Origin of the sequence: Catellatospora methionotrophica (genome assembly GCF_011297335.1) — a bacterium.
Taxonomy (GTDB): Bacteria; Actinomycetota; Actinomycetes; order Mycobacteriales; family Micromonosporaceae; genus Catellatospora; species Catellatospora methionotrophica.
This window is the reverse complement of sequence record NZ_JAAOTJ010000002.1, coordinates 569,304-593,164: the sequence shown is the minus strand read 5'-3', so window position 1 is coordinate 593,164 and position 23,861 is coordinate 569,304. Positions and strand designations below refer to the sequence as shown.

The 23,861-nt window shown below is 72.8% G+C and carries 20 protein-coding genes; 9 read left to right on the top strand and 11 right to left on the bottom strand.

Translation table 11 applies throughout. From position 1 onward, the window contains the following. Positions 1–47: 47 nt before the first annotated feature. The 5 genes from HAV40_RS09950 to HAV40_RS09930 form a co-directional block, all read right to left on the bottom strand. On the bottom strand, positions 48–908 hold the full coding sequence (locus tag HAV40_RS09950) for an NAD(P)H-hydrate dehydratase (RefSeq protein WP_166380571.1): 861 nt from the start codon (positions 906–908) through the stop codon (positions 48–50). Next, a complete protein-coding gene (locus HAV40_RS09945) occupies positions 892–1,611 on the bottom strand; it encodes a histidine phosphatase family protein (protein ID WP_166380570.1) in 720 nt (239 codons plus the stop codon). Before HAV40_RS09945 ends, HAV40_RS09950 begins: the two co-directional genes overlap by 17 nt. A gap of 64 nt (positions 1,612–1,675) precedes the next feature. Further along, positions 1,676–2,467: an SDR family NAD(P)-dependent oxidoreductase gene (locus HAV40_RS09940; RefSeq protein WP_166380569.1), complete on the bottom strand. Its 792-nt coding sequence runs from the start codon at positions 2,465–2,467 to the stop codon at positions 1,676–1,678. 65 nt (positions 2,468–2,532) lie between these two features. Beyond that, a complete protein-coding gene (locus tag HAV40_RS09935; protein WP_203670859.1) occupies positions 2,533–3,966 on the bottom strand; it encodes a uracil-xanthine permease family protein in 1,434 nt (477 codons plus the stop codon). Positions 3,967–4,321: 355 nt separating this feature from the next. After that, positions 4,322–6,961: a discoidin domain-containing protein gene (locus HAV40_RS09930; RefSeq protein ID WP_166380568.1), complete on the bottom strand. Its 2,640-nt coding sequence runs from the start codon at positions 6,959–6,961 to the stop codon at positions 4,322–4,324. 468 nt (positions 6,962–7,429) lie between these two features. Between HAV40_RS09930 and HAV40_RS09925 the strand changes: the two genes are divergently transcribed. Together HAV40_RS09925 and HAV40_RS09920 are read left to right on the top strand one after the other, a co-directional pair. Further along, a complete protein-coding gene (locus HAV40_RS09925) occupies positions 7,430–8,290 on the top strand; it encodes an MEDS domain-containing protein (RefSeq protein ID WP_166380567.1) in 861 nt (286 codons plus the stop codon). Next, a complete protein-coding gene (locus HAV40_RS09920) occupies positions 8,287–8,715 on the top strand; it encodes an ATP-binding protein (protein WP_166380566.1) in 429 nt (142 codons plus the stop codon). The genes HAV40_RS09925 and HAV40_RS09920 overlap by 4 nt, the downstream gene beginning before the upstream one ends. A 3-nt stretch (positions 8,716–8,718) precedes the next feature. Here HAV40_RS09920 and HAV40_RS09915 read toward each other — a convergent pair whose 3' ends face one another. Both HAV40_RS09915 and HAV40_RS09910 read right to left on the bottom strand, forming a co-directional pair. After that, on the bottom strand, positions 8,719–9,318 hold the full coding sequence (locus tag HAV40_RS09915) for a response regulator (protein ID WP_239085734.1): 600 nt from the start codon (positions 9,316–9,318) through the stop codon (positions 8,719–8,721). A gap of 50 nt (positions 9,319–9,368) precedes the next feature. Next, entirely contained in the window at positions 9,369–10,598 is a 1,230-nt protein-coding gene (locus HAV40_RS09910; protein WP_166380565.1) for a sensor histidine kinase, read from the bottom strand. A gap of 134 nt (positions 10,599–10,732) precedes the next feature. Between HAV40_RS09910 and HAV40_RS09905 the strand changes: the two genes are divergently transcribed. The 3 genes from HAV40_RS09905 (at position 10,733) to HAV40_RS09895 (ending at position 13,725) form a co-directional block, all read left to right on the top strand. Beyond that, positions 10,733–11,635, top strand: a complete 903-nt coding sequence (locus HAV40_RS09905; RefSeq protein WP_166380564.1) for an ABC transporter ATP-binding protein — start codon at positions 10,733–10,735, stop codon at positions 11,633–11,635. After that, positions 11,632–12,408 carry an ABC transporter permease gene (locus tag HAV40_RS09900; protein WP_166380563.1) on the top strand — a complete coding sequence of 259 codons (777 nt, stop codon included), beginning with the start codon at positions 11,632–11,634 and terminating at the stop codon, positions 12,406–12,408. The genes HAV40_RS09905 and HAV40_RS09900 overlap by 4 nt, the downstream gene beginning before the upstream one ends. 126 nt (positions 12,409–12,534) lie before the next feature. Continuing rightward, entirely contained in the window at positions 12,535–13,725 is a 1,191-nt protein-coding gene (locus tag HAV40_RS09895; protein ID WP_166380562.1) for a DUF2207 domain-containing protein, read from the top strand. Positions 13,726–13,760: 35 nt separating this feature from the next. On the opposite strand, the gene HAV40_RS09890 is transcribed toward HAV40_RS09895, so the two are convergent. Continuing rightward, positions 13,761–14,636: a CE1 family esterase gene (locus HAV40_RS09890; protein WP_166380561.1), complete on the bottom strand. Its 876-nt coding sequence runs from the start codon at positions 14,634–14,636 to the stop codon at positions 13,761–13,763. A 54-nt stretch (positions 14,637–14,690) separates the two neighbouring features. Between HAV40_RS09890 and HAV40_RS09885 the strand changes: the two genes are divergently transcribed. From HAV40_RS09885 to HAV40_RS09875, 3 genes are all read left to right on the top strand, one after another. Then, positions 14,691–15,299 (top strand): PadR family transcriptional regulator, encoded by a 609-nt coding sequence (locus HAV40_RS09885; protein ID WP_166380560.1) that lies wholly within the window; start codon positions 14,691–14,693, stop codon positions 15,297–15,299. An 85-nt stretch (positions 15,300–15,384) separates the two neighbouring features. Continuing rightward, positions 15,385–16,572, top strand: a complete 1,188-nt coding sequence (locus HAV40_RS09880; protein WP_166380559.1) for an RtcB family protein — start codon at positions 15,385–15,387, stop codon at positions 16,570–16,572. 226 nt (positions 16,573–16,798) lie between these two features. Continuing rightward, entirely contained in the window at positions 16,799–17,917 is a 1,119-nt protein-coding gene (locus HAV40_RS09875) for a DUF3103 family protein (protein ID WP_166380558.1), read from the top strand. Positions 17,918–17,955: 38 nt separating this feature from the next. Here the strand turns inward: HAV40_RS09875 and HAV40_RS38840 are convergent, their stop codons facing one another. Then, positions 17,956–20,739: a poly(A) polymerase gene (locus tag HAV40_RS38840; RefSeq protein ID WP_166380557.1), complete on the bottom strand. Its 2,784-nt coding sequence runs from the start codon at positions 20,737–20,739 to the stop codon at positions 17,956–17,958. 140 nt (positions 20,740–20,879) lie between these two features. Here HAV40_RS38840 and fdhA point away from each other — a divergent pair, with 140 nt between their 5' ends. Beyond that, positions 20,880–22,082 carry a formaldehyde dehydrogenase, glutathione-independent gene (gene fdhA, locus HAV40_RS09865; protein WP_166380556.1) on the top strand — a complete coding sequence of 401 codons (1,203 nt, stop codon included), beginning with the start codon at positions 20,880–20,882 and terminating at the stop codon, positions 22,080–22,082. On the opposite strand, the gene HAV40_RS09860 is transcribed toward fdhA, so the two are convergent. Continuing rightward, the gene (locus HAV40_RS09860; RefSeq protein WP_166380555.1) at positions 22,083–23,024 is read right to left on the bottom strand and encodes an ornithine cyclodeaminase family protein; all 942 of its coding nucleotides are present in this window, start codon (positions 23,022–23,024) and stop codon (positions 22,083–22,085) included. After that, complete coding sequence (locus HAV40_RS09855) at positions 23,021–23,818, bottom strand: IclR family transcriptional regulator (RefSeq protein ID WP_203670862.1); 798 nt, start codon at positions 23,816–23,818, stop codon at positions 23,021–23,023. Before HAV40_RS09855 ends, HAV40_RS09860 begins: the two co-directional genes overlap by 4 nt. Positions 23,819–23,861 lie beyond the last annotated feature (43 nt).

Below are 23,861 nucleotides of genomic sequence, written 5' to 3'. Positions count from 1 at the left end.
CAAAACGCGGGACCGCCGGGCGGTCGCACCGGCGTGTCCGGGCCGGATCACACCGAGGCGAGCACCGCCGGGATCTCGTCGGCGATCTCGCGGGCCAGGAAGCCGATCCGGCCGAACCGGGGGGCCAGCCGCTGGGCGCTGCCCGCGTGGGCGTATGCCGCCCAGCACGCGGCCTGGGCGGGTTCGGCGCCCCGGGACAGCAGGCCGGTGACGACCCCGGCGCGCACGTCGCCGCTGCCGGAGGTGCCCAGGCCGCTGCCGCCGGTCTGCTCCCACCAGGTCCGGCCGTCCGGGTCGGCGATCCGCCCGAACAGCGACACCACCGCCCGGTAGCGCTGCGCGATGCGCACCGCGGCGTCCATCAGGTCCTCGCCGACGTCGCCGCCGAGCAGGTACCGGGCTTCGCCGACGTTGGGCGTCAGCACGTACGAGCCGGGCCGGTCGGCGGTCAGCGACGGGTCCTTGCTGAGCGCGCCCAGCGCGTAGGCGTCCAGCACCACGGTGGTGTCCGGCCCGGTCGCGTCCAGCACGTGGCGCAGCAGGTCGGCGGCATGGTCGATGTCACCGAGGCCCGGCCCGATCGCGACGGCGGTCGCCTGCCCGGCCAGCTCGGCCAGGCGGTCGGGGAAGCCCCGGTCGCCGCCGGGCTCGGGCAGGTCGAGCACCAGCGCCTCGGGCACCTGGATGCTCAGCGCGGTCGCGGTCGACTCCTCGACGGCGAGCTGCAGCACCCCCGCCCCGGCCCGCAGCGCGGCGACCCCGGCCAGCAGCACCGCCCCGGGCGTGTGCCGCGAGCCGCCGACGATCAGGGCGGTCCCCCGGCTGTCCTTGGCTCCGGCGACCTCCGGCAGTGGCCAGTCGCGCAGCAGCTGGACGGTGACGATCGAAGGTTCAGACCGGCTCGGCACGGATGCCCTCCTCGCGGGTCGGCGTGGTGTCGCGGGCACGCAGGTGGGCGACGTCGTTGAACACCTGCGGAACGAGGCGGCCGCCGTCGCGTGCCCATACGCTGACCGAGGTGTTCCCGATCGCCGCGGCCCGGCTCAGGTCCAGCAGCCGCTGCTCGTCCAGGTCCTCGACGAGGTAGCGGATGATCTGCACGACCACGTCGTGGGTGACCAGCAGCACCCGCCGGTCGCTGTGGTCGCGGCGCAGGTCGGACAGCAGCGTCCGGATCCGCAGTGCCACGTCCGCCCACGACTCCCCGCCCGGCGGCCGGTAGTAGAACTTGCCGAGCCGCTGGCGGCGCTCGGCCTCGGTCGGGTGCAGCTCCTGCACGCCGCGAGCCGTCAGCAGGTCGAGGATGCCCAGTTCCCGGTCGCGCAGCCGCTCGTCGAACGACAGCGGCAGGTCCAGGCCGTCGGTCATCGCCTTGGCCGTGTCGGTGGTGCGCAGGTAGGGCGAGACCAGCACCAGGTCGGGCTTGGGCACACCGGCCAGCCAGCCGCGGGTCGCGGCGGCCTGCTCGCGGCCCAGGTCCGACAGCGGCACGTCCGGGTCGCGCGGGGCGAGGTCCAGCCGCGACGCCCCCGTGCCCTCGGCGAGCACGGCCGCGACGTTGCCGACGCTCTCGGCATGGCGTACGGCGGCCAGCCAGTCCAGTTCGCCCATGTCTCCCCTTGTCCGCGTGCGATGGGGGTGAGGTACCCGGAGCCGCGCCGTTGACACCTGCCGGTCAGGGCAGGATCGCGTCGACGTAGCCGCCGTCCACGCGCAGCGCCCCGCCTGTCGTCGCGCTCGCCTGGTCCGAGCACAGGTACGCCACCATGTTGGCGATCTCCTCGGGCTCGATCAGCCGCTGGATCAGCGAGTACGGCCGGTGTTCGCGCATGAACCGGCGCTGCGCCTCGTCCCAGGGCACGTCGTCGCCGACCAGGTCGCCGACGAACGTCTCCACGCCGGCGGTGTGGGTCGGCCCGGCGATCACCGAGTTGACGGTCACGCCGGTGCCCGCCGCCGCCTTGGCGTAGCCTCGGGTGACCGCGAGCAGCGCCGTCTTGGTCATGCCGTAGTGGACCATCTCGATCGGGGTGACCACGGCGGAGTCGCTGGCGATGGACTGCACGCGGCCCCAGCCGCGCTCCATCATGCCCGGCAGGTACAGCCGGATCAGCCGGACCGCCGACAGCACGTTGACCTCGAAGAAGCGTGTCCACTCGGCGTCGCTGATCTCCAGCACCGGCTTGGCCTCGAAGATGCCCAGGTTGTTGACCAGGATGTCGAGTCGCGGCATCGCGTCGAGCATGGCCGCCGCCCCGTCGGCGGTGCTCAGGTCCGCCGCGACCGCGGTGACCGCCGCGTCCGGCACCGCGGTGCGCAGCCGGGCCGCGGCGTCCTCGGTGGACGCGCCGCGGCCGTTGACGACCACGTGCGCGCCGCTGCGCGCCAGGCGCTCGGCGATGGCGTACCCGATGCCCTGGGTCGAACCTGAGACGAGCGCGGTGCGCCCGGAGAGGTCGATCATCATCGGTCCATCATCGCAGCGCGGTGTGCCCGCCACGGCGCATCCGGCGACATCGCGGACGGTGTGCCTCAGGCGTCGGCCGCGCCGCGCTGCTCCCCCGGCGTCACCCCGACGCCGGGGCAGGGCCGCTCCAGGCGCTGCTGCTCGCGCAGGTGTTCCGGGGCCAGCCAGCGGGCCAGGTGGTAGCCGGCGATGGTGACGATGGTGCCCAGCGCGATGCCGCTGAGCTGGAACGTCGGGCTGAACACCAGCGAGGTGTCGCCGATCGCGATGATGATGCCCGCGGCCAGCGGAACAAGGTTGACCGGGTTGCCGAAGTCCACCCCGTTCTCCTTCCAGATCTTCGCGCCGAGCAGGCCGATCATGCCGTACAGGACCACGGTGATGCCGCCGAGCACCCCGCCCGGGGTCGCCGAGATGACCGCGCCGAACTTGGGCGAGAAGCCGAACACGATCGCCACGAGCGCCGCGATGAAGTACGCCGCCGTCGAGTAGATCCGGGTCGCCGCCATCACCCCGATGTTCTCCGCGTACGTGGTGGTCGGCGAGCCGCCGACGGAGCTGGCCAGCACGGTGGCGACGCCGTCGGCCCCGATGGCCCTGCCCATGACCGGGTTGAGGTCGTGGCCGGTCATCTCGGCGACGGCCTTGACGTGCCCGGCGTTCTCCGCGATCAGCGCGACCACGGCGGGCAGCACCAGCAAGATGAACCCGAACGTGAACGCGGGGGCGTGCCAGCCGGCGACCTCGTTGCCGTCGGCGCCGGTGGTGGTGTGCGGCGGGAAGCCGACCCAGGGCGCGGCGGCCACCGACGACCAGTCGACCCGCTCGTGCGTGGTCGGGCCGCTCGATCCCGGCAGCACCGACGTGATCGGCCCGGCGACGCGGTCGAGCAGCCAGGACAGCAGGTAGCCGAAGATCAGGCCGAGGAAGATGGCGATACGCCCGATGAACCCGCGTGCGGCGACCGCGACCACGATGACGAACGTCATGGTCACCAGGGCCACCCACTGGTCCTGCGGCCAGTACACGGACGCGACGACCGGGGCGAGGTTGAAGCCGATCAGCATGACGACCGCGCCGGTGACCACGGGTGGCAGGACCGCGTGCAGCACCCGGAACCCGAGCAGGTGGATGAGCAGGCCGCACAGCGCCAGCACCAGACCGGCGACCAGGATCGCGCCGGTGACCTGCGCGGAGTCGCCGCCCTGGGCCCGGATAGCGGCCACGGCGCTGACGAACGACGCCGAAGTGCCCAGGTAGCTGGGCACGACGCCCTTGACGATGAGCAGGAAGCAGATCGTGGCGACGCCGCTCATCATGATCGCCAGCTGCGGGTTGAGGCCCATGACGACCGGGAAGACGAACGTCGCCCCGAACATCGCCACCACGTGCTGCGCGCCGAGCCCGGCCATGCGGGGCCAGGACAGCCGCTCGTCGGGCGCGACGACCTGGCCGGGCGGCGGCGTCCTGCCCCCGTACACCTCACGCCATCTGAACACCGGCCACCTCACCGCCAAGCTCGCGCCCTCTGGACCACCCACCGGCCACTCACGCGGCGCAACGGACTGATCACAGAATGCACGGTGAACGGCCGGACACTCCCCGGCCACGCCGCGCCCGGCAGTTCCGGCCGGTCGCGGGGGTCAGGCCCGTTCGCGGGCGGCGGTGCGTCGGCGATCGGCGGGGTCGCCCGACAGCAGGTCGATCAGGGAGGTCAGCGGCATCGGGTGGGCGAGGTGGTAGCCCTGTGCACGAGCGTCCAGCCACGCCGGTGTGTTCCCCCGGAACGCGGGAGGGCCGACCCGGCAAGCCGAGTCGGCCCTCGATCAGTCACCTAGCGGGGTGCCACCTGGGTCACGGGTAGCTGGTGACGGTGCTCGGCACGGTCGCCGTGCCCTGTGCGGGTCCACCGGTGGTGTTGATGACGTTGTCGATCACACCGTTGCCGCCCAGCGACACCGTGGAGATGCTGTGGAACTTGACGTTGGGGTTGTTCGGCGTCTCGATACCCCTCGCGGCGTGGATCGTGGGATCCACGTTGAAGTAGCAGTAGATGCCCAGACCCCAGGCCTCGTGGCTGGTCACCGTGTCGGCCACCTTGTACGCGGCGTAGCCCCTGGTGGCGCCGTTCATGTAGGCCGCCTGGTTCGGCGGGTCGTAGGGCAGCTCGTTCTGGAAGAAGATCGTCTTGCCGCCCTGGCCGTTCCAGACCACGTTGTACTTCTGGTAGTGCTCGACGAACAGACCGGTCGCCAGCACGTTGTTGCCGTTGACGATGACGCCGTAGTCGGCCGTGTTGACGGTCCAGCCGATGCCCGCGCCGTGGTCGCCGCGCCACGCCCAGATGTGGTCGATGATCACGTTGTTGCTGTTGACCAGCAGGCTGGTGGTGGCCTTGCCGGCGTGCGCGCCGCCGATCCGGAAGAACACGTCCGAGATCGACGTCGGGTTGGCGGCGTGGCTGGCCGACGAGCCGTTCGCGCCGAGCTGCAGCAGCACCGGCGAGTTGACCGGGCCCGCGTCGAACAGCAGACCGGCGATCTTCACGCCGTCCACGTCGGCGACCGACATCGGGATGGCCCCGGTGTCCGGGATGATCGTCGCGTAGCCGAGACCCAGCACCACGGTGTCGGGGCGGTTGACGTTGATCGTGCCGCTGGTGTGGTAGATGCCCGGCGTGAACAGCAGGTGCAGGCCCTGGGCCAGCGCCTGGTTGATGCGCGCCGCGCTGTCGCCCGGCTTGGCCACGTAGAACGCGCTCAGCGGCAGCGAGCTGCCGGGGGTGGAGCCGCCCGCCCAGGTGGTGCCGGACGCGTTGGTACGCAGGGACGGCACGAACACCCGGTAGTTGCCGCCGCCGTCGATGTACAGGTACGGCTTCTCCCGGCTCTGCGGGGTGGTCGCCAGAGTGGTGTAGACCGGGTTCGGGAAGCCGTTGGCCGGAGCGCCCTGCACGCCCGAGAACACCATGTTCCACACGCCGTTGACCCAGCCGCCGATCTGGCTGTCCCGGGTGTACCACTGCTGCTGCGAGTACGGCCCGACCGCGCCGGAGACCCGGCTGTCGGCGATGTAGCCGCCGCTGGCCCAGCCGTAGCCGTTCGGGGCGAGGTTCAGGTCGCCGTGGATGTCCATCCGCCGGAACGGCGCGGCCTGCGAGACGGCCCACCGGGTGAACCCGGCCGACGGGTAGATGGACAGGTTCTCCGCCGAGCGCCAGAAGTTCTGCGTGGCGTTGCCCTGGAACCAGCCCGCGTCCACGGTCACGTCGCCGTTGATGCGTACGTCACCGGGGTTCTGGCCGAGACCGATGATCGAGGTGTAGAACCCGATCTGGGCGTTGAACCCGCTGTAGGTGCCCGGCTTGAACGCCAGCGCGTAGCGCTGCAGGCCGAACTGGTTCGACTCCATCTCGTTGAAGATGGTGTTGACCTGCGCCTGGATCGTCGCCCCGGACATGGACGGGTCGAAGACCTTCACGTTCGGGCCGAGCGAGCCGCCGCCGGGGATGACCTCGCCGCTGGGGCTGGGCGAGGGCTGCGTGCTCGGGCTGGCGCTGGGCGAGGTCGGGGTGCCGGAGCGCACGGCGACCTCCCACAGCGAGTAGCCCCAGCCGGTGGCGCGGGCGGTCATGTAGACGCGCACGTAGCGCGCCGAGGCTGACGCGTTGATCGTGGCGGTGCCGCCGGTGCCGGTGGTGGTGCTCCAGACCGTGGTCCAGGTGGTCGCGTTGGTCGACGCCTGGATCTGGTACGCCGTGGCGTAGGCGCCTTCCCAGGTCAGGATCACCTGGCAGATCGGGGTGGCGACGCCGAGGTCGATCTGCAGCCACTGCGGGTCGGCGAAGGCGCTGGACCAGCGGGTGGTGCCGCTGCCGTCGACGGCGTTGGACGCCGGCGTGCCGGCGTTCTCGACCGAGGAGGCGGTGGCGGGCTTGCCCTGGGCGACGTTCGTGGTGCCGCAGCCGCCGGTGCCGCCGCCGATCTCGCCGTAGACCTGGAACTCCCACAGCGAGTAGCCGTAGCCGGTCGCCCGCGCGGTGCCGTACACCCGCACGTAGCGGCCGGAGCCGGTCACGTTGAGGGTCTGCACGCCGCCGGTGCTGGTGGTCGTGCTGTAGACGGTGGTCCAGCTGCTGCCGTTGGCCGAGGTCTGGATCTGGAACGCGGTGGCGTACGCCGACTCCCAGCGCAGGATGACCTGGCTGAGGGTGGCGGTGTCACCGAGGTCGACCTGGATCCACTGCGGGTCGCTGGCGGCACTGGACCAGCGGGTGCCGGTGTTGCCGTCGACCGCGGCCGACGCGGGCGTGCCCGCGTTCTCCACCGACGACGCGGTGACGGTCTTGCCCTGCGAGAGCAGGGTCACCGCGGCGTTCGCCGCACTGTTGCCGATCACGACGAAATAGGCCATGAGGAGTACGCCGACGGTTGCGAGCACGAGGGCGTACAGGGGTCTGCCGCGGGACACGGCCAGACGGGGGACGGATTGCATCTCTTCTCCCTGGTAGGGGACTGGGCGACGGGTCCGGCCGGCCTGTGCGATCAGGACGGTCGGTGGACGGTAGAGAGCGCTCTCTGAAACAGAGAGTTGTCGTTTGTTCGATAGCTGTCAAGGGCATGTTTCCGTGGTGTGTCACGGAGATCCGTTCAGAAGGTGCCCAGGCAGCGCTTTTGTTGCCGGGTACTGCATTCGGGCGGGCGAGTTGGCACGGCCCGAATCCGTGGATCATGGGAGAGCGATTGCCCACGATCGTCACGGGTGCCCCGGCGGCCGCCGCTCGCGTGCCGCGCGTGCCCGGAACCCGGCTCCGGTAACGTGCACCGCTGGCGTACCCGGTAGCAATGTCCGATCATGGGCGGAAGTAGCGGCAACTGCCGCAGAACTGCACGCCCGACCTGGTTAGTCAAGGTTCCCATCGGGTACTGACCGCTTGCCAGGCGCGCCGAGGAGAGGAACCCCATGGCGGATGCGGTGACCGTGGACGAGATCAACCCAGGTGATCACGCCTGCCTGACGTTCACCGACCCCGACGAGAGGCTCGACCTGGTCGCCGACTTCGTCGCGGACGGACTGCACCGCGGCCAGCGCGTGATCTGCTTCACCGACGCGCTGACCCCCGACGAGCTGTCCGAGGAGCTGGCGATGCGCGAGGTCGCCAGCGTGGCGGCCATCGACCGCGGCCAGCTCACGCTGTACACCAGCCAGGACGCCCCGGCAGCGGACGGCGGCGCGACCGCCGAGCGCATGGTCGCCCTGATCGCACGGGAGCGCCACCAGGCCGCCCGGCGCGGCATGCCGGGGCTGCGGGTCAGCGCCGACATGTGCTGGGCGGGGCGGCCGATCGCCATCGACCAGCTCGTCGCGTTCGAGCAGCAGGCCGCGAGCCTGTTCACCGACGGGCGGCTGACCGCGATCTGCCAGTACGACCGGGAGACGTTCGACTCGGTGACGCTGGCCTTCGCCAGCGACGCCCACCACAAGACGGTCGCGGCGCTGGCCTACCACGACACTCCCCTGCTGCGGATCTGCCGCCAGCACCGCCCACCGGGGGTGCGCGCCGCCGGCGAGATGGACTACACCCACCTGCAGCCGCTGCAGCAGGCACTGACCGAGGCGCTGCGGCTTGACGACAACATCCACCTCAACCTGGTCAAGCTGCGATTCATCGACGTCACGGCGGCCACCGCCATCGTCAAGGCCGCCGCGACCCTGCCCGCCGGGCGGCGCATGGTCGTGTCCTGCCCTCCGGCGGTCGCCCAGGTGCTCAACGCGGTAGGCGCCGAACACGTGCCGCAACTGGTCATGCCGAGTCAGTCATGACGGCCGCCGACTGGCTCCCGGAGCCTCCGCCCGCGATGGCGGAGCCCGAGGGGCTGGACACGGTGTTCGTCGCCGACGACCTGTACTCGCTGCGCGCGGCCGTGGCCGCGCACGCCGGCGAGTTCGGGCTGACCGAGCCGGGGCTGGGCAGGCTGCTCGTGGTGGCCACCGAACTGGCCACCAATGCCATCCGGCACGGCGGCGGGCGGGGCCGCCTGCGGCTGTGGCGTCACGACGCAGCGGTCCACTGCGAGGTCAGTGACGACGGTCCGGGCATCGCCGACACGGCGAGCGCGGGCATGAACCGGGTGCCGCTGAGCACCGAGGGCGGCCGCGGGCTGTGGGTCGTCCGCCAGTTCACCGACGAGATGACGATCACCGGCCGGGAGCCGGGCACGACCATCACGGTCACGTTCAAGCTCTGATCCTCAGCTGGCGAGCCCCGTGTCGTGCGCCAGCAGCGCGATCTGCACCCGGTTGTTCAGCTCCAGCTTCGCCAGCAGCCGCGACACGTACGCCTTGACCGTGGCCACGCTCATGTGCAGCCGTACGCCGATCTCGGCGTTGGACAGGCCCTGCCCGATCGCGGCGGCCACCTCCCGCTCCCGCGCGGTCAACCGGCCCAGCACCTGCTGCGCGCGGGCCGCGCGAGCGGCTCCGGTGCCCGCCGTCACCTGGTCGATGAGCTGCCGGGTCACCGACGGCGACAGCATCGGCTCGCCCGTCGCGACCCGGCGCAGCGCCCGCACCAGCTCCGCGGGCGGAGTGTCCTTGAGCAGGAACCCGCTGGCCCCGGCCCGCAGCGCCCGCAGCACCTGCTCGTCGGCGTCGAACGTGGTCAGCACGACCACCTCCGGCGCGCCGGGCCTGCGGCGCAGCAGTTCGGTGGCGGCCAGGCCGTCCATACGCGGCATGCGGATGTCCATCAGCACGATGTCGGGCGTGTGCGCGGCCACCGCCGCGGGCACCTCGGTCCCGTCGGCCGCCTCGCCGACCACCCGCAGATCGTCCAGCCCCGCCAGCATCATCGACAGACCGGCCCGCACCAGCGGGTCGTCGTCGACGATCAGCAGCCGGATCACGCCGGCCACGGCTGCCACGTCCACAGCCGGAAGTCGCCCGCCGGGGTACGGCCGTGCTCGATGCGCCCACCCGCCAGCGACACCCGCTCAGCCAGCCCGACCAGGCCGGTGCCCGTGCCGGGGATACCCGCCGCGCCGCCGAGCGGCCCCCGGCTGAGCACCTCGACGGTCAGCCCCTGCGCGGGCTGCCCGGCGACCGCGACCCGCACCGCCGCGCCGGGGGCGTGCTTGCGGGCGTTGGTCAGGCCCTCCTGCACCACGCGGTACGCGGTGCGCCCGGCATGCGCGGGCAGCGCGGCGGGTTCGGGCAGCTGCTGGGTGAGCTGCACCCGCATCCCCGCCGACCGCGACTCGGCGACCAGGCCGGGCAGGTCGGACAGGGTCGGCTGGGGCCGTTCGGGCTCGTCGCCGGGCTCGTCGGGAGTGCGCAGCACGCCGATGACGGCGCGCAGGTCCTGCAGCGCCTGGTGGGCGCTGTCGCGGATGACGCCGGCGGCCCGCGCCACCTCCTGCGGCGGCGCGTCCGGCCGGAACTCCAGCGCTCCGGCGTGCAGGCTGAGCAGCGAGATCCGGTGCGCGAGCACGTCGTGCATCTCCCGGGCGATCCGGGTGCGCTCCAGCTGGCGGGCCTGCGCGACGCGCAGCTCCTGCTCGGCCTCGGCGCGTACGGCCCGCTCGCGCAGCGAGTGCACCAGCTGCCGCCGCGCGCCGAGGAACAGCGCCCACGCGGTGACCACGGCGAGCATCAGCCACGTCCAGGCCACCGACGGCCAGATCGACAGCTCCGGATCCGGGTACAGGCGCAGGTACACCGGCGACAGCAGCGCGTGGATCGCACCGACCGCCAGCACAGCGCCGGGCCGGCCGCGTGCGCCGAGGGTGAGCAGGGCCACGATGGCCGCGCCGCCGGACAGCGGCGAGAACGCCCCCGCCACCGCCGTCACGACGGCCAGGGCCAGCGGGACACGCCGCCGCCAGAACAGGGCCAGGCACAGCACGGTGCCCGCGACCAGGTCGGCAAACTGGATCAGCTCGGGCACCGCGCGGCCCGCGGAATCCAGGTCGTACACGGTCAGACCGACGAGCACCGCCGCCACGAGACAGGCCACGTCGACGGCCCAGTCGCGGGCGGTGCGCCGCCTGGCCGCGCCGTCGGGCTGCAGGTCGGCGGGCAGCAGCTGACGCAGCAGGCGCGGGGAGTGGGTGGGGGCCGCAGCGGTCGTCATGGTGGCTCCCAGGGTACGTGCGGCCTGGTCGGGCGGGGTACCGACTTTGGTCTACGCCTGCTGTCGACCAAGGTCGGCCCCCGTCGCCCTCCGGCCGCTGCGGGCCGACCCCCGAGGCCGCCAGGCTGGTACGCATGATCGAAGTCGCGCACCTCACCAAGCGCTACGGCGCGCAGACGGCCGTCGACGACGTGTCGTTTCGCTGCACGCCCGGCACTGTCACCGGGTTCCTCGGCCCGAACGGGGCCGGCAAGTCCACCACCATGCGGATGATCTGCGGACTCACCCCGCCGACCGGCGGGCACGCCACCGTCGCCGGACGCCCGTACCGGCAGCTGCCCAACCCGGGCCGCGAGGTCGGCATCCTGCTCGACGCGTCCGCCCAGCACCCCGGCCGCACCGGCCGGGAGACCCTCGCCCTGGCCGCGCAGCTGCTCCGCGTCCCGTCCAGCCGGGTCGGCGAGCTGCTGACCTGCGTCGACCTGCCGTCCTCGGCCGCCCGCAAGCGCGTCGGCGACTACTCGCTGGGCATGCGCCAGCGCCTCGGCCTGGCCCAGGCCCTGCTCGGCGAGCCCCGGGCGCTGATCCTCGACGAGCCCGCCAACGGCCTGGACCCCGAGGGCATCTTCTGGATGCGCGGCCTGCTGCGCGACTTCGCCGACCGGGGCGGCACCGTGCTGCTCTCCTCCCACCTGCTGCGCGAGGTCGAGGCCGTCGCCGACCGGCTCGTCATGATCGGCAACGGGCGGGTCGTCGCCCAGGGCGCCAAGGACGAACTGCTGTCCGGCGCCGGGATGCGGGTACGCGCCCTCGACCCCGCCGCGCTGCGGGCCGCGCTGGCCACGGCCGGGCTGTCCGCCTCCCCCGCCGACGGCGGCGCGCTGCTCGTCGACGCCGAGGCCGAAGCCGTCGGCCGGGCCGCCGCCACAGCGGGCGTGGTGCTGCTCGAACTGCAGCCCGGCCGGGCCCGCGGCCTGGAGGAGATGTTCCTCAGCCTCACCAACGGCACCACCGCCCCCGAAGGGACCGCCCGATGACCGTCACCGCGCCCGCCCGCGACACCCCCGCCGTCGCGACCGCGTCCCACTCCCCCGTGCCGCTGTGGCGGCTGACCGCCGTCGAGCTGCGCAAGATGGCCGACACCCGCTCCGGGGCGTGGCTGCTGGCGGTCGTCGCACTGCTCGCCGTGGCCGTAGTCACCGTGCTGTCGCTGACCGCCGACGCGCGGTTCGACTTCGGCGGGCTGCTCGGCCCGACCGTGCTGCCCGCCGCCGTGCTGCTGCCCGTGCTCGGCGTGCTGTCGGTCACCAGCGAGTGGTCCCAGCGCGCCACCCTCACCACGTACGCGCTGGTGCCGCGGCGGATGCGGGTCGCCGCCGCGAAGGTGCTCGCCGCGCTGGCACTGGCCGTGCTGGCGTACGCCGCGTGCCTGCTGGCCACCGCGGCGGCGCTGCCGTTCGCGGGCGGCCCCGACCCGTGGCACCTGCCCGCCGCCGCGCTGGGCAAGGCCGGGCTGTTCCTGGTCGTCAACGTGCTGCTCGGGGTCGCGTTCGGCATGGTGCTGCTGAACTCGGCCCTGGCCATCGTGCTGTACTTCGTGCTCCCGATCGCGTGGAGCATCCTCGGCGAGATGGTCACCGCCCTGTCCGGACCCGCGCAGTGGCTGGACCTGTCGGTCACCTCCGGCCTGCTGCTCGAACCGGTGATGACCGGCCGGGACTGGGCCCGGCTGGGCACCTCGGTCGCGGTCTGGATCGTTGCCCCGCTGGCGCTGGGCCTGATCCGGGTCGCCCGCCGCGAAGTCAAGTGACCGGCACGTCCCGGCAGCGGTCACCTGCTGCCGGGACGTGCGCCGACGCCCCGCCATCCGGTCCCCGACACCCGCTGTCCCTGCGCCGTGCACCTGCGGGTGGACGGCACTGGTTACCGTCGCGGCGTGGCCGACTCCCCGACGGACCTGACCGCTGAACGACCGGCCCTGGCCGCCCTGCTCGTGCAGCCACCACGCCGCGTCGCGGCGACCGGGGCGTACGCCACGATGCTCGACCTCGTCGCGCGCGGCTTGCTGGCCGTCGACCCCACGGCCGGGACGATCCACGCGCCCCGGCCGGACCCCGCCGGGCTCGCCCCGTTCGAGCAGCACGTCTTCGACGCCGTCGTCGCCCGGGTGCCCGGCGGACACGGTCCGGTGCCGCTCGGCGCGATCGACCTCGGCACTCGCGAGCAGGCCGAACAGTGGCACGAGCGGTTCACCGACCTGCTCGCCGAGGTCGCGACCGCGCGCGGGCTGGTGCGCCCACGGGTGCCGATGGGCGTACGCGTCGTGCTCTGGACCGGGTTCACGATCCTGTGGGTCGGCGCGATCGTCGCGGTGTGGCAGGCCGGACGCGCCCCGCTGGCCATCGGTGTGGTGCTCGTCGCCCGCCTGGTCTCGCTGCCGTTCCGGCTGCTGAAGCGGCTGGTCCCGCAGGGCCGGGGCAGGCGCCTCGCGGCCGTCTACGCCCGCCTGCGCACCGAGCCGGGCATCGCACCCGGCGACCCGCGCGCGCCGTACGCCGTCGCCGCCGGGGCGCGGCTGCCCTGGCTGGGCGTCTCCCCGTTCGCCGACGGCAAGCAGGACTTCGCGTGGTCACGGCGCGACGGGACGTGGCGGCGGGTCGGGCTCGTCGACGGCCGGGGGTTCGCGTTCGGCTGGTCGCCGTGGGCGGCGCTGCTGACCCAGATCCCGGCCGCGGTGTTCTTCGGCATCTGGCTGCTGCTGCTCGGCATGTTCTCGGCCGACCTGGACCTCCGGCAGCCAGGCGACCTCCTGCCCGTGGCGCTGGTCGCGGGGGGCTGGCTGCTGTGGCTCGCCGCCGTCGCCTGGCTCGCCCGGACCGGCTACCGCGGCCTGCTGGACGTGATCCGCCCCGCCCGGATCGTCGCCGGGCCGGTGATCTGGCTGGAGTCCGACGTCGGGGAGGACAACACGACCTACCGCGTCGCTGTCGACGACGGCGGCGACGTCGCCGTGCGCTACGAGATCTCCGCCGGGCTCTACCACCAGCTGCGCAAGGACGCGTGGCTACGGCTGGAGGTCACCCCGAACCTCGGCCACGTACGGCGAGCGGAGATCGTCGGCCGTTAGCCCGCCCGGCCACGCCGACCGGGCGGGCGGCACTGTCACGGCAGGCGGTGACGGGTGAAGAACTCCGCGATCAGCGTGCTCGCGTCGACGGCATGCTCGCGGGTGTTCGGCCACTCGTGGGCCATCGGGCCGATCGCGTACACCACGTGCTCGCCGCCGTTCGCGCAGGTGGACACGCGGCGCTCGGCCCGCCCCTGCGTGCCCGGGACCGGGGTGACCACCGGCTCGGCGCAGCCCGCGGCCTCCCGCCAGGACTGGTTGGTGGTGCTCCACGCGGGCGAGAGCATGTCCTTGCCGCCCTGGAACGTCACCACCGACACCGGATTGGCGGTGCCGAGCTGCCCGGTCCACGAGGGCACGGTGTCCATCCGGCCGCTGACCGGCGCGATCGCCGCGAACCGGCCGGGCAGTTCCCGGGCCAGGCGGTAGCTGAACGCCGCACCGGCGGAGAATCCGGCGACGTGGACCCGTTTGGGGTCGGCGTGCCAGGTGGACACGAGGTGATCGATCAGCGCGGCGACGAATCCGACGTCGCCGCTGGCCGGATCACCGGCGGTGCCCGAATCCCACTTGCCGCCCAGCCCCTGCGGGTAGGCGACCAGGAACCCGGCCTTGTCCGCGATCGGGTTCAGGCCGCTCTGCCCCTCGATGCCCGCGCTGTTGCCGGGCTGCCCGTGCAGCACGAGCACCAGCGGCAGGGCGCTTCCCGGCTGGTAGCCGGGCGGCGCGTGCAGTTTGTACTCGCGCTTCACGCCACCGTGCGCGATCGCGAGGCTGTGCTCGCCGGGTCCGGGCTGGTCCGGAGGCAGGCTGAGCGCCGGGGTCGGGCTCGCCGCGGGCGGCGTCGGCGCGGCGGGGCTACAGGCGGTGAGTACGGTGACGATGCCGAGCAGGGCGAGGACGCGTTTCACGGAACCCCCTATGTCAGAGTTGACATGTCAGAAGTTACATAGAGCGGAGGCCGGATGGCGGGCATCGAGGGTGACGATTCGGCAACGACATCCGGCTCGACGCTGGGCTACGCGCTGCTGTCACTGCTCACCCGCGGCCCCGCCACCGGCTACCAGCTGACCCAGCAGGTCAAAGCACCGCTCGGGCATTTCTGGACGGCCCGGCACAGCCAGATCTACCCCGAACTCGCCCGCCTGTCCGCGGCGGGCTGGGTCGACTCCGTCGAGCAGGCCGGACCCGGCCCCCGCGCGAAGAAGACCTACGCGGTCACCGCCGCCGGGCTGACCGCCCTGCGCGCCTGGCTGGTGATCCCGCCGACAGCCCAGCCACGCAGCGAGATCACACTCAAGGCGTACGCCGCCACCAGCGCCGATCCCGTCGCCATGGCCGCCCTCTACACCGATCTCGCCGAACGCTCGACGCGACTGCTCGCCGAGTACGAACAGGACGCCTCGCGCATGCGGGCCGCCGGTCAGGACGACCCGGGCAACCCCCGGTTCGGCAACTACGCGGTGCTCATGATGGGCGTCGAGTCCCAGCGCGTCGTCCACCGCTGGGCCCTCTGGCTGGCCTCCTGCCTGCGCACCGGCCGTCCCGTGCCATACGGCGAACCGCCAGGCTGACGTACCCGACAATGATATTGAGTGGCCGGACGGCGCTCGGCTCGGCACACTCTCCGTCGGCACCGAAGACGGGGGAACCACCGACATGCCTTACCAGACCATCAGTGACACCGCCGCTCCGCTGCGGATGTGGGCCGATCCCGCGACCGTGGACGAGCGCGCCATGGAGCAGCTGCGCAACGTCGCGGCGCTGCCGTGGACCCACTCCGTGGCCGTGATGCCCGACGTGCACGTCGGCATCGGCGCGACGGTCGGCTCGGTCATCGCCATGCGCGGCGCGGTCGCCCCCGCCGCCGTCGGCGTCGACATCGGCTGCGGCATGACCGCCCAGCTCACCTCGCTGCGCGCCGGGCACCTGCCCGACGACCTCGGCAGGCTCCGCTCGGCGATCGAGAAGGCCGTGCCGGTCGGCATGGGCATGCACCAGCGCTCGGTCGACGTCGACCACCTCAACACCGGGCTGCGCGGCTGGCACGGGTTCTGGAGCGACTTCGACGACCTGACCGCCCCGCACGTGCTGCGCCGCAAGGGCCGGGTGATGCAGCAGCTGGGCACCCTCGGCGGCGGCAACCATTTCATCGAGGTGTGCCTGGACGGTGAGGGCCGGGTCTGGTTGATGCTGCACTCGGGCTCGCGGGGCGTCGGCAACGAGCTGGCCCAGTACCACATCGCCAAGGCCAAGGACCTGCCGCACAACGCCGACCTGCCTGACCCGGACCTGGCCGTGTTCGTCACGGGCGAGCCGACGATGGAGGACTACCGCCGGGACCTGTTCTGGGCGCAGGACTACGCCCGGCGCAACCGGGCCGTGATGATGGCGCTGCTGCGCGACGTGGTGCGCAAGCAGTTCAAGAAGGTCGACTTCGAGCCGGAGATCTCCTGCCACCACAACTACGTGGCCGAGGAGAAGCACGACGGCCAGGAGCTGCTGGTCACCCGCAAGGGCGCGATCCGCGCCGGGGCGGGCGACTTCGGCATCATCCCGGGCTCGATGGGCGCTTCGTCGTTCATCGTTAAGGGCTTGGGCTCGGCACCGGCGCTGCAGTCGGCCTCGCACGGCGCGGGCCGCAAGATGAGCCGCAACGAGGCCCGCCGCCGCTTCAACACCCGCGATCTGGCCGAGCAGACCGAGGGCGTCGAGTGCCGCAAGGACAACGGCGTCGTCGACGAGATCCCGGCCGCGTACAAGAACATCGACGAGGTCATGGCCCAGCAGTCCGACCTGGTCACCATCACCGCCCGCCTCAAGCAGGTCATCTGCGTCAAGGGCTGAAGAAGGGCACCTTCACATCGCCATACGTTGTGCAGGTGCCCTTCCTTTCGTCGCGGTGCGGTGAGCTGCGGCGATGGGGCGGGTGGGTGAACACGGTCGGAACTCCGCGTACACATGATCGACGGACCTTGCCTTCGGCATGCCGGACGGTCCACTATGTACCGCATCCATTGAGAGACATGAGATCCTGCGCCACGAGCGCGGGATCGGATGCGAAGGAGACGCCATGGGCCCAACGCGCCTGCGCCATCTCGTCCTACCGGCCTGTATCGCGGCCGCCGCCGTGCTCGCCGCCACCCCCGCCACCGCCCACGTCCCCGAGCAGGCCGCATCACAGCAGGCCCCCGCGCTCGCCCCGGCCGGCGTCGCGTCCACCCTGGACACCCTCGCCCGGCAGGTCGCCTCCTCGCTGGCCGACCAGACCGCACGCCGGACCCTGACCTCGGCGCTGCGCTCCGGACCCGTCGACCTGTCCACGCTGCGCGCCGACGCCACCCTCACCGGCCGCGTACGCACCGCCGACCAGTCCGTACGCACCGCCAAGGGCCTGCCCGCGTCCACCGGTTCCCTGGTCCGGGCCCGCCTGGCCGACGACGGCATGGCCGCCGCCCTCGCCGCAGGCACCGTCCCGCTGGTCGCCACGGCCCCCAGCGACGACGACGCGGCGTCGGTCACCGCCTACGAGCCCGACGGCCGGCGTGTGCTGCTCGACCCGGCCCGTACGCCCACCCGCCCGGTGATCGTCGTCGAGGTGGACGTCGCCAAGGCGCTGCCCGCCGGGCTCGACATCCTGCGCCAGGCGCTCGCCCAGCGCGGCGTCGCCCCCGCCGCGGCCTCGGCGGCCCTCGCGAGCGGCGGCTACTGGGCCACCAAGGTCAACGCGGTGCGCCTGTCCGACGACCAGGAACCCTGGATCAAGGGCGCGGCCGAGGTCTACAGCATCGTCAGCGGCTTCGGCCTCGACGGCCACCCCAAGGTCGACATCGTGCAGATGCCCTACCTGGACTACGACGGCACGACGTACTACCCGAACCAGCTGCTCGTCCACTTCTCGGCGTACAAGTACAACCTCGCCGACGTCGTGATGATGGAGGACGACGGCGACACCAACTACCAGCAGCTCGCCCAGGCCATCGCGGCGGTGCTGCTGACGATCTTCGACGTCGGGGCGTACATCCCGCTGGTCGACGCGATCCTGTCGGCCATCCCGACGTCCTGGTGGACCGACGACCCGGACTTCGTCGACGCCTGGTACACCCTGTCCACCGGCAGCAGCGGCCGCCTCAACGGCGCGGGCGCGCACGGGTGGCTGGAGGTCAGCCCGTACTGGGTCGCCCCGCTCTGATCCAGACCCGCCGTGGGCCCGCGCCGGGCCCACGGCGGTCAGCGCAGGCTCGGCACCGCGCCGTTGTCGAGCAGCGCGACCTCGACGCCGGGCAGCTCGCCTGCCCACCGCAGCGCCGCGTCCAGCGCCGGGCCCGGTGCGGACCGGCCCAGGCCGACGGCGTAGTAGACCGGGTCGTTCCCGAACGGCCTCGGCCAGGCGCGTGCCTGCGTGACCCCGGCTTCGTCGAGCAGGGTCAGCAGGGCACGCATGCGCCCCCGCACCCGGCCCAGCGCCTCGCCGTCGCCAGGCACACCGACCACGAGCCAGCGGGCGTGACGCCGGTGCAGCGGCGGCGGCTCGACGAGCAGCGGCCACGGGTCGACACCAGCCCGCGACGCCCCCTCCACGACCTCCCACGCGTGGTAGAACTCCTGCACCAGAAGATCCCACCCACCGGGTCCGAGCCGGTCGGCGCAGTTGCGCACCGGCGAGGTCGGCGTCAGCACCGCGCCTTGCGGGTGTACGCCGTCAGCCTCACCGGTCAGCGCCACCGCCTGCCGCCAGTCCCACCCCGCCCAGTCCTCGAAGAACCGCAGCAGCAACGCGTCAGCGCTGACGTCGGCGGGCGCGCCGAGCACGGTCCGCGCGGCCAGCACTGACCACGCCAGACCGGGCAGCCCGCCGAACGGAGCCGCGTCGAGTCCCTTCGCCCGCGCCCAACCCTTGACCTGCTTCGTGAGCAGTGCGAACGCGGCTTGCCGGGCCCCGACGACCATGCTTACCGCATCTGCGTCGCTGACCGCGCTCAGCGCGACGGCAGCGTCCTCGCCCAGCTCCACACGCCGGGCGACAGCGTCAGCCGGATCAAGGTCACCGGTGCCGATCACCACCAGGTCGACGTCGAGTTCTCCGACCGTCATCCGCAGCCTGGGCACTCTGGCATCGACAACCGACCGCAGCACGGCCGCGTCCGGCAGCGACCTGCTCACCCGCGACGCCACCTCGGCGGGATCAACCCGCCCTGGCAGTACGGCCACCAGATCCAGATCCGCCCCCGGCAGCGCGCAGCCCATCCGCCGCGACCCGGTGACACGTACGACGCCGTCCCCGAACTCGGCCGACAACCGTAAGACGACCGACGCCGCGAGGCGATCCACCGCCACCGACGCCGTCCCGCCCGGCGTCGCCTGCTGCTCGGGCAGCCAGCACAGCTCGCCCGTGCCGAGGGCCAGCAGAGCGCGGGGACGCATCGGCTCGTCGCCGCGTCTCGACAGCAGCACCAGCTCGCCGACCTGTGCCCGGATCTCGCCGAGCGCGGCCTCGCAGGCGGCGGCCACCCGCTGCGGGTCGCGGCTGCGCCCGAGCGTCAGGTGCGGCGTGAAGCCTTCGTCCCGGCCCCGGCAGCGCGGGAACCGCTGCCGGAGCGTCTGCCACAACCGGTGCCAGGGCGCGTCGCCGTCGGCGGCCGGGTCGAGCCAGATCGTCGCGTCGTCGCGGTGGCCGAAGGTGTGCACCCCGCGCAGCCGTACCGGGAACGGCGGCACCTCGGCGGCGGCCGCGGCCAGCAGTGGTGCGGCGGCCTCGAAGTCGGCCTCGGGCACGAACCCGAACAGCACGTTCACGTGCGGCGGCCAGCGGTGCAACTGCGGGTCGTGGGCGCGGCGCAGGTCCTGGACCGCGTCGGTGACCGGCGGCAGCCAGGCCAGCGCGGTACGCGCGGTCGGTGCCACGTCGAGCACGTCGCCGTCCCGCGTACCGGACAGGGCCAGGTCGATCTGGACTCCGAAGTGGTCCGACGGATAGAGCCCCGCCGTCGGCTGGTCGCCGACCAGGGTCGCCGTCGCGGCTGACGCGCTGCCACGCAGCAGCACCCGGTCCAGCCGCCGGGCCACGCCGGACAGCGACGACACCGCCGCCAAGGGATTGGTGACCGGGTCGAAGGTCGGCGTGGTGTCACCCGGCCCGTGTACCTGCGTCCACGCGTCGTCCATGCCGAGCATCGCCGTCGGCGCGCTGCTCTCGTCGTTGAAGTCGCCCATCAGCACGACGTCGGCGGCGAGGTCGGACAGGCCCTCGGCGAGCAGGGTCAGTTCGTCCTGCCTGCGGCGCGCGCCGTCGGCGGAGTGGTCGCTGCTCAGGTGGGTCGCGGCGATGACCAGCGGACCTGTCGCGGTGTCGACCACGATCGCGACGGCGGCCTTGTGCGGGGCGAGCCGGTGGCTGCCGACCTCCCGGACCGGGAGCCTGCTGAGCAGCACCAGCCCGCCGGGTGCGGGGGCGTCCATGGCGGCGCTCAGGGTGTAGTGCTCGCGTACCCAGGGTGCGGCGCACAGCAGGGTGAGCAGGTCCGGTTCGACCTCCTGGAGTGCGATGACGTCCGCGTCGGCGTCCGCCAGGGACGTCAGCAGTGCGGGCCGCCGCCGGGCGGTGTCGATGCGGTCGCTGTCGTAGCGGTCCCACAGCGTGTTCCAGGTGAGCAGGCGCAGGCGGCCGGGTGCGGCGGGCTCCGGGGTGGGCGCGGGACGCCAGCCGTGGCCCGGTTGCCAGGTGTGCGCGGTGCCCGGCGTGAAGAACGGCGCGGGCAGCAGCCCGTGGTGGCGTACCAGGCCCGCGCCGGAGGTGTCGACCCGGTCGAGGCCGGTGGCGCGGTCCCAGACGAGCACCCCGTCGGCCTCGATGAACATCACCCGGTGCCACGGGACGTCGCCGCCGGGCTTGAACGAGGGCAACCGCACCCGCTTGGGTTCGGCTCCGCGCTGGCGTACGCCGAGCACGAAGCGCTCCGGGTCGAACCTCGGATCCCAGCGCACCCGGTGATAGATCTGCTCGCTGGTACGCATGTCCCCCACCTCGATGATCGATCAAAGTATGGACGGCCCGCCCCGACAGCCCCACCGGATTTCCTGTCGCGATCATGGTTGAGCGCGGCTGACCTGGGATAATAAGAGTCGAGTGCCGTCACGTGAGGGGGTGGGCACCGATGCCGGGCAACAAGACCGTCGTCTATCAGGGCCCCGGGCACGTCAGTGTCGAGGACCTCGACTACCCGAAGCTCGAACTACCCGAACAGCACCGCAAGATCAACCATGGCGCGATCCTGAAGGTCGTCGCCTCCAACATCTGCGGCAGCGACCAGCACATGGTCCGTGGCCGCACCACCGCCCCGGAGGGGCAGACGCTCGGCCACGAGATCACCGGCGAGGTGGTCGAAGTAGGCCCGGATGTCGAGTTCATCAAGGTCGGCGACCTGTGCTCGGTCCCGTTCAACATCGCCTGCGGCCGGTGCCGCATGTGCATGGAGGGCCACACGGGCGTATGCCTCAACGTCAACCCGGCCCGCGCCGGCGCGGCGTACGGCTACGTGGACATGGGCGGCTGGCTCGGCGGCCAGGCGCAGTACGTGCTGGTGCCGTACGCGGACTTCAACCTGCTGAAGTTCCCCGACAAGGACCGGGCCATGGACAAGATCCTCGACCTGGCGATGCTCAGCGACATCTTCCCGACGGGTTACCACGGCTGCTACACCGCGGGCGTGACCACCGGGTCCACGGTCTACATCGCCGGAGCCGGACCGGTCGGGCTCGCGGCGGCGACATCGGCGTTCCTGCTGGGCGCGGCCGTCGTCATCGTCGGCGACCTCAACGAGCAGCGCCTGGCCCAGGCCCGCAGCTTCGGCTGCGAGACCGTCGACCTGACGACCGACGCGTCCCTGGCCGACATGGTCGAGCAGATCCTCGGGGAGCCGGAGGTCGACGCCGCCGTCGACGCGGTCGGCTTCGAGGCGCGCGGGCACGGCGCGGACGCCGGGGAGGAACCCGCGACCGTGCTCAACGACATCATGTCGATCGCCCGCCCGGCGGCGCGGCTGGGCATCCCGGGGCTGTACGTCACCGGCGATCCCGGCGGCAAGGACGCCGAAGCCAAGGTCGGCAGCCTGCGGGTGAGCATCGGTACGGGCTGGGCCAAGTCGCACAGCTTCACCACCGGCCAGTGCCCGGTCAAGCAGTACAACCGGCAGCTGATGATGGCGATCCTGCACGACCGCACCCACATCGCCAAGAACGTGCACGCCACGGTGCTGCCGATCGACGATGCCCCGAAGGGCTACACCGACTTCGACCAGGGCGCGGCCAGCAAGTACGTGCTGGACCCGAACCGGGAGCTGGTCGGCGCGGGCGTCTGATCACATGTCGACGGCCGTGCCGACGCCATGGGCCCGTGCCCAGTCGTGCACGACCGCGGCGGCGGCCACGTCGAGGGCGCCGTGGCCGGTCGACTTGAACACCGTCAACCCACCCCGGCTGTCGCGGCCGGGGTGGGTTCCGTCCAGCACCGCTCCGAGTAGCGTTACCCGGTCGGGGCCGACGCCCTGCAGCTCGTAGGCCCCGGCCGGGGGAGGCGCGACCACGGCTCCGGGCCACTCCGCGTACAGCGCGGCCTCGGCGATCAGCGCCGGGTCGAGTTCGGGGCCGTGCGAGCCGCCGACCGAACTGACGTGCGCGTCCGCGCGCAGCCAGGCCTTCGGGAAGACCGGCTGGGTCGCGCCGGTGCAGCAGAACACGACGTCGGCGTCGCGCACCGCGGCCTCCACGGTCGCCGCCTCGGCCTTCGGATGGCGCGCCGCCAGCCCGGAAGCCCGCGCGGGGTCGCGGCCGCCGACGGCCACCGGGATCGCCGCGTCGAGTGCCGCGAGCATCGCCACCTGCGCCGCAGCCTGCACACCGGTGCCGATCACGGCGATCCTCGACGGCTGCGGGACCAGCGCGCGCATGCTCAGCGTCGCCGACGCGGCGGTGCGTACGGCGGTCAGCGGCTCGGCGTCGAGCAGGGCCCGTACCCGGCCGTCGTGCTCGTCGAACAGCGCGACCAGACCGCGATGCGAGCTGCGCCCGGCCTGGCCGGGGGTCGCGAACACGGATACCAGCTTGGCGGCCAGGCCGACGCCGGGCACGTAGGCGGGCATCGCGCCGAGCAGCCCGCCCGGCGCCTGGGCCGCGATCCGGGGCGGTGCGCTGACCTCGCCCCGGCTGAGCGCGATCAGCGCGACCGACACCGCGTCGAGCACCCGCAGCGGGTCCAGCCCGGCCCTGGTCTGTGCCTTGTCCAGCACGAGCACGTGGTTCACGGGTGTGATCTCCCAACAGTGGGTCGGGTGGGTGCGGTCGGGTCGGCCTTCGCAGGCGCGGTCAAAGTCACGGTGAGTGCTGTCGAGGCGTCGGCCAGGGCGCGTCCGAGCTCGGACAGGCGGGGCTCGGCGAACTCGGCGTCGGGTCCGACGAGGGTGACGGCGCACAGCGGCGCGCCGCCCGGTGCGACGACCGCCCGGCTCATCGACCCGATCACCTTGTCGTTGCGGCCGTGCTCGACGGCGAAGCCGGTGTCACGAACCCGGTCCAGGTCGGCGAGCAGGCCGCCCGGTCCGGTCAGCGGATGCCCGGCGGCTTGCGCGACGGCGAGATACGGCGTGCGGGCCCGCTCGTCGAGCTGGGCGACCAGCGCCAGCGGTCCGGCGAAGCGGTGCACGGGCAGGGCCTCGTCGCGCAGGTCGCTGATCATCTCCAGGCGCGCGGGGCGTACGACGTCGATCACGCGGGACCGGTCGGCTTCGAGGATCTGCAGGTTGACCATCATCGCGGTGCGCCCGGCGAGGTCTTCGAGCACGGGGCGGCACAGCGCGGCCAGTGAGCGGGACGCCGCCGCCCGCGACACCTGCAGGGCCACCACGCCGGGTAGGTAGTGCTCCCCCGCGCGCTGGACCCAGCCGCGCCGGACCAGGTCGAGCAGCACCCGGTAGGCGGTGGCCCGGTGCAGGCCGACGGCCTGGGCCAGCTCGCCGAGCCGGAGCGGGCGGTCGGCGCGGGCGACGGCCTCGACGAGGTCGAGCGCCTTGTCCACCGCCGAGCTGGCGGATCTCGGCACGGGTCGCCTCCTGGGGTACAGTGCACTGACGTTTCAGGTAACG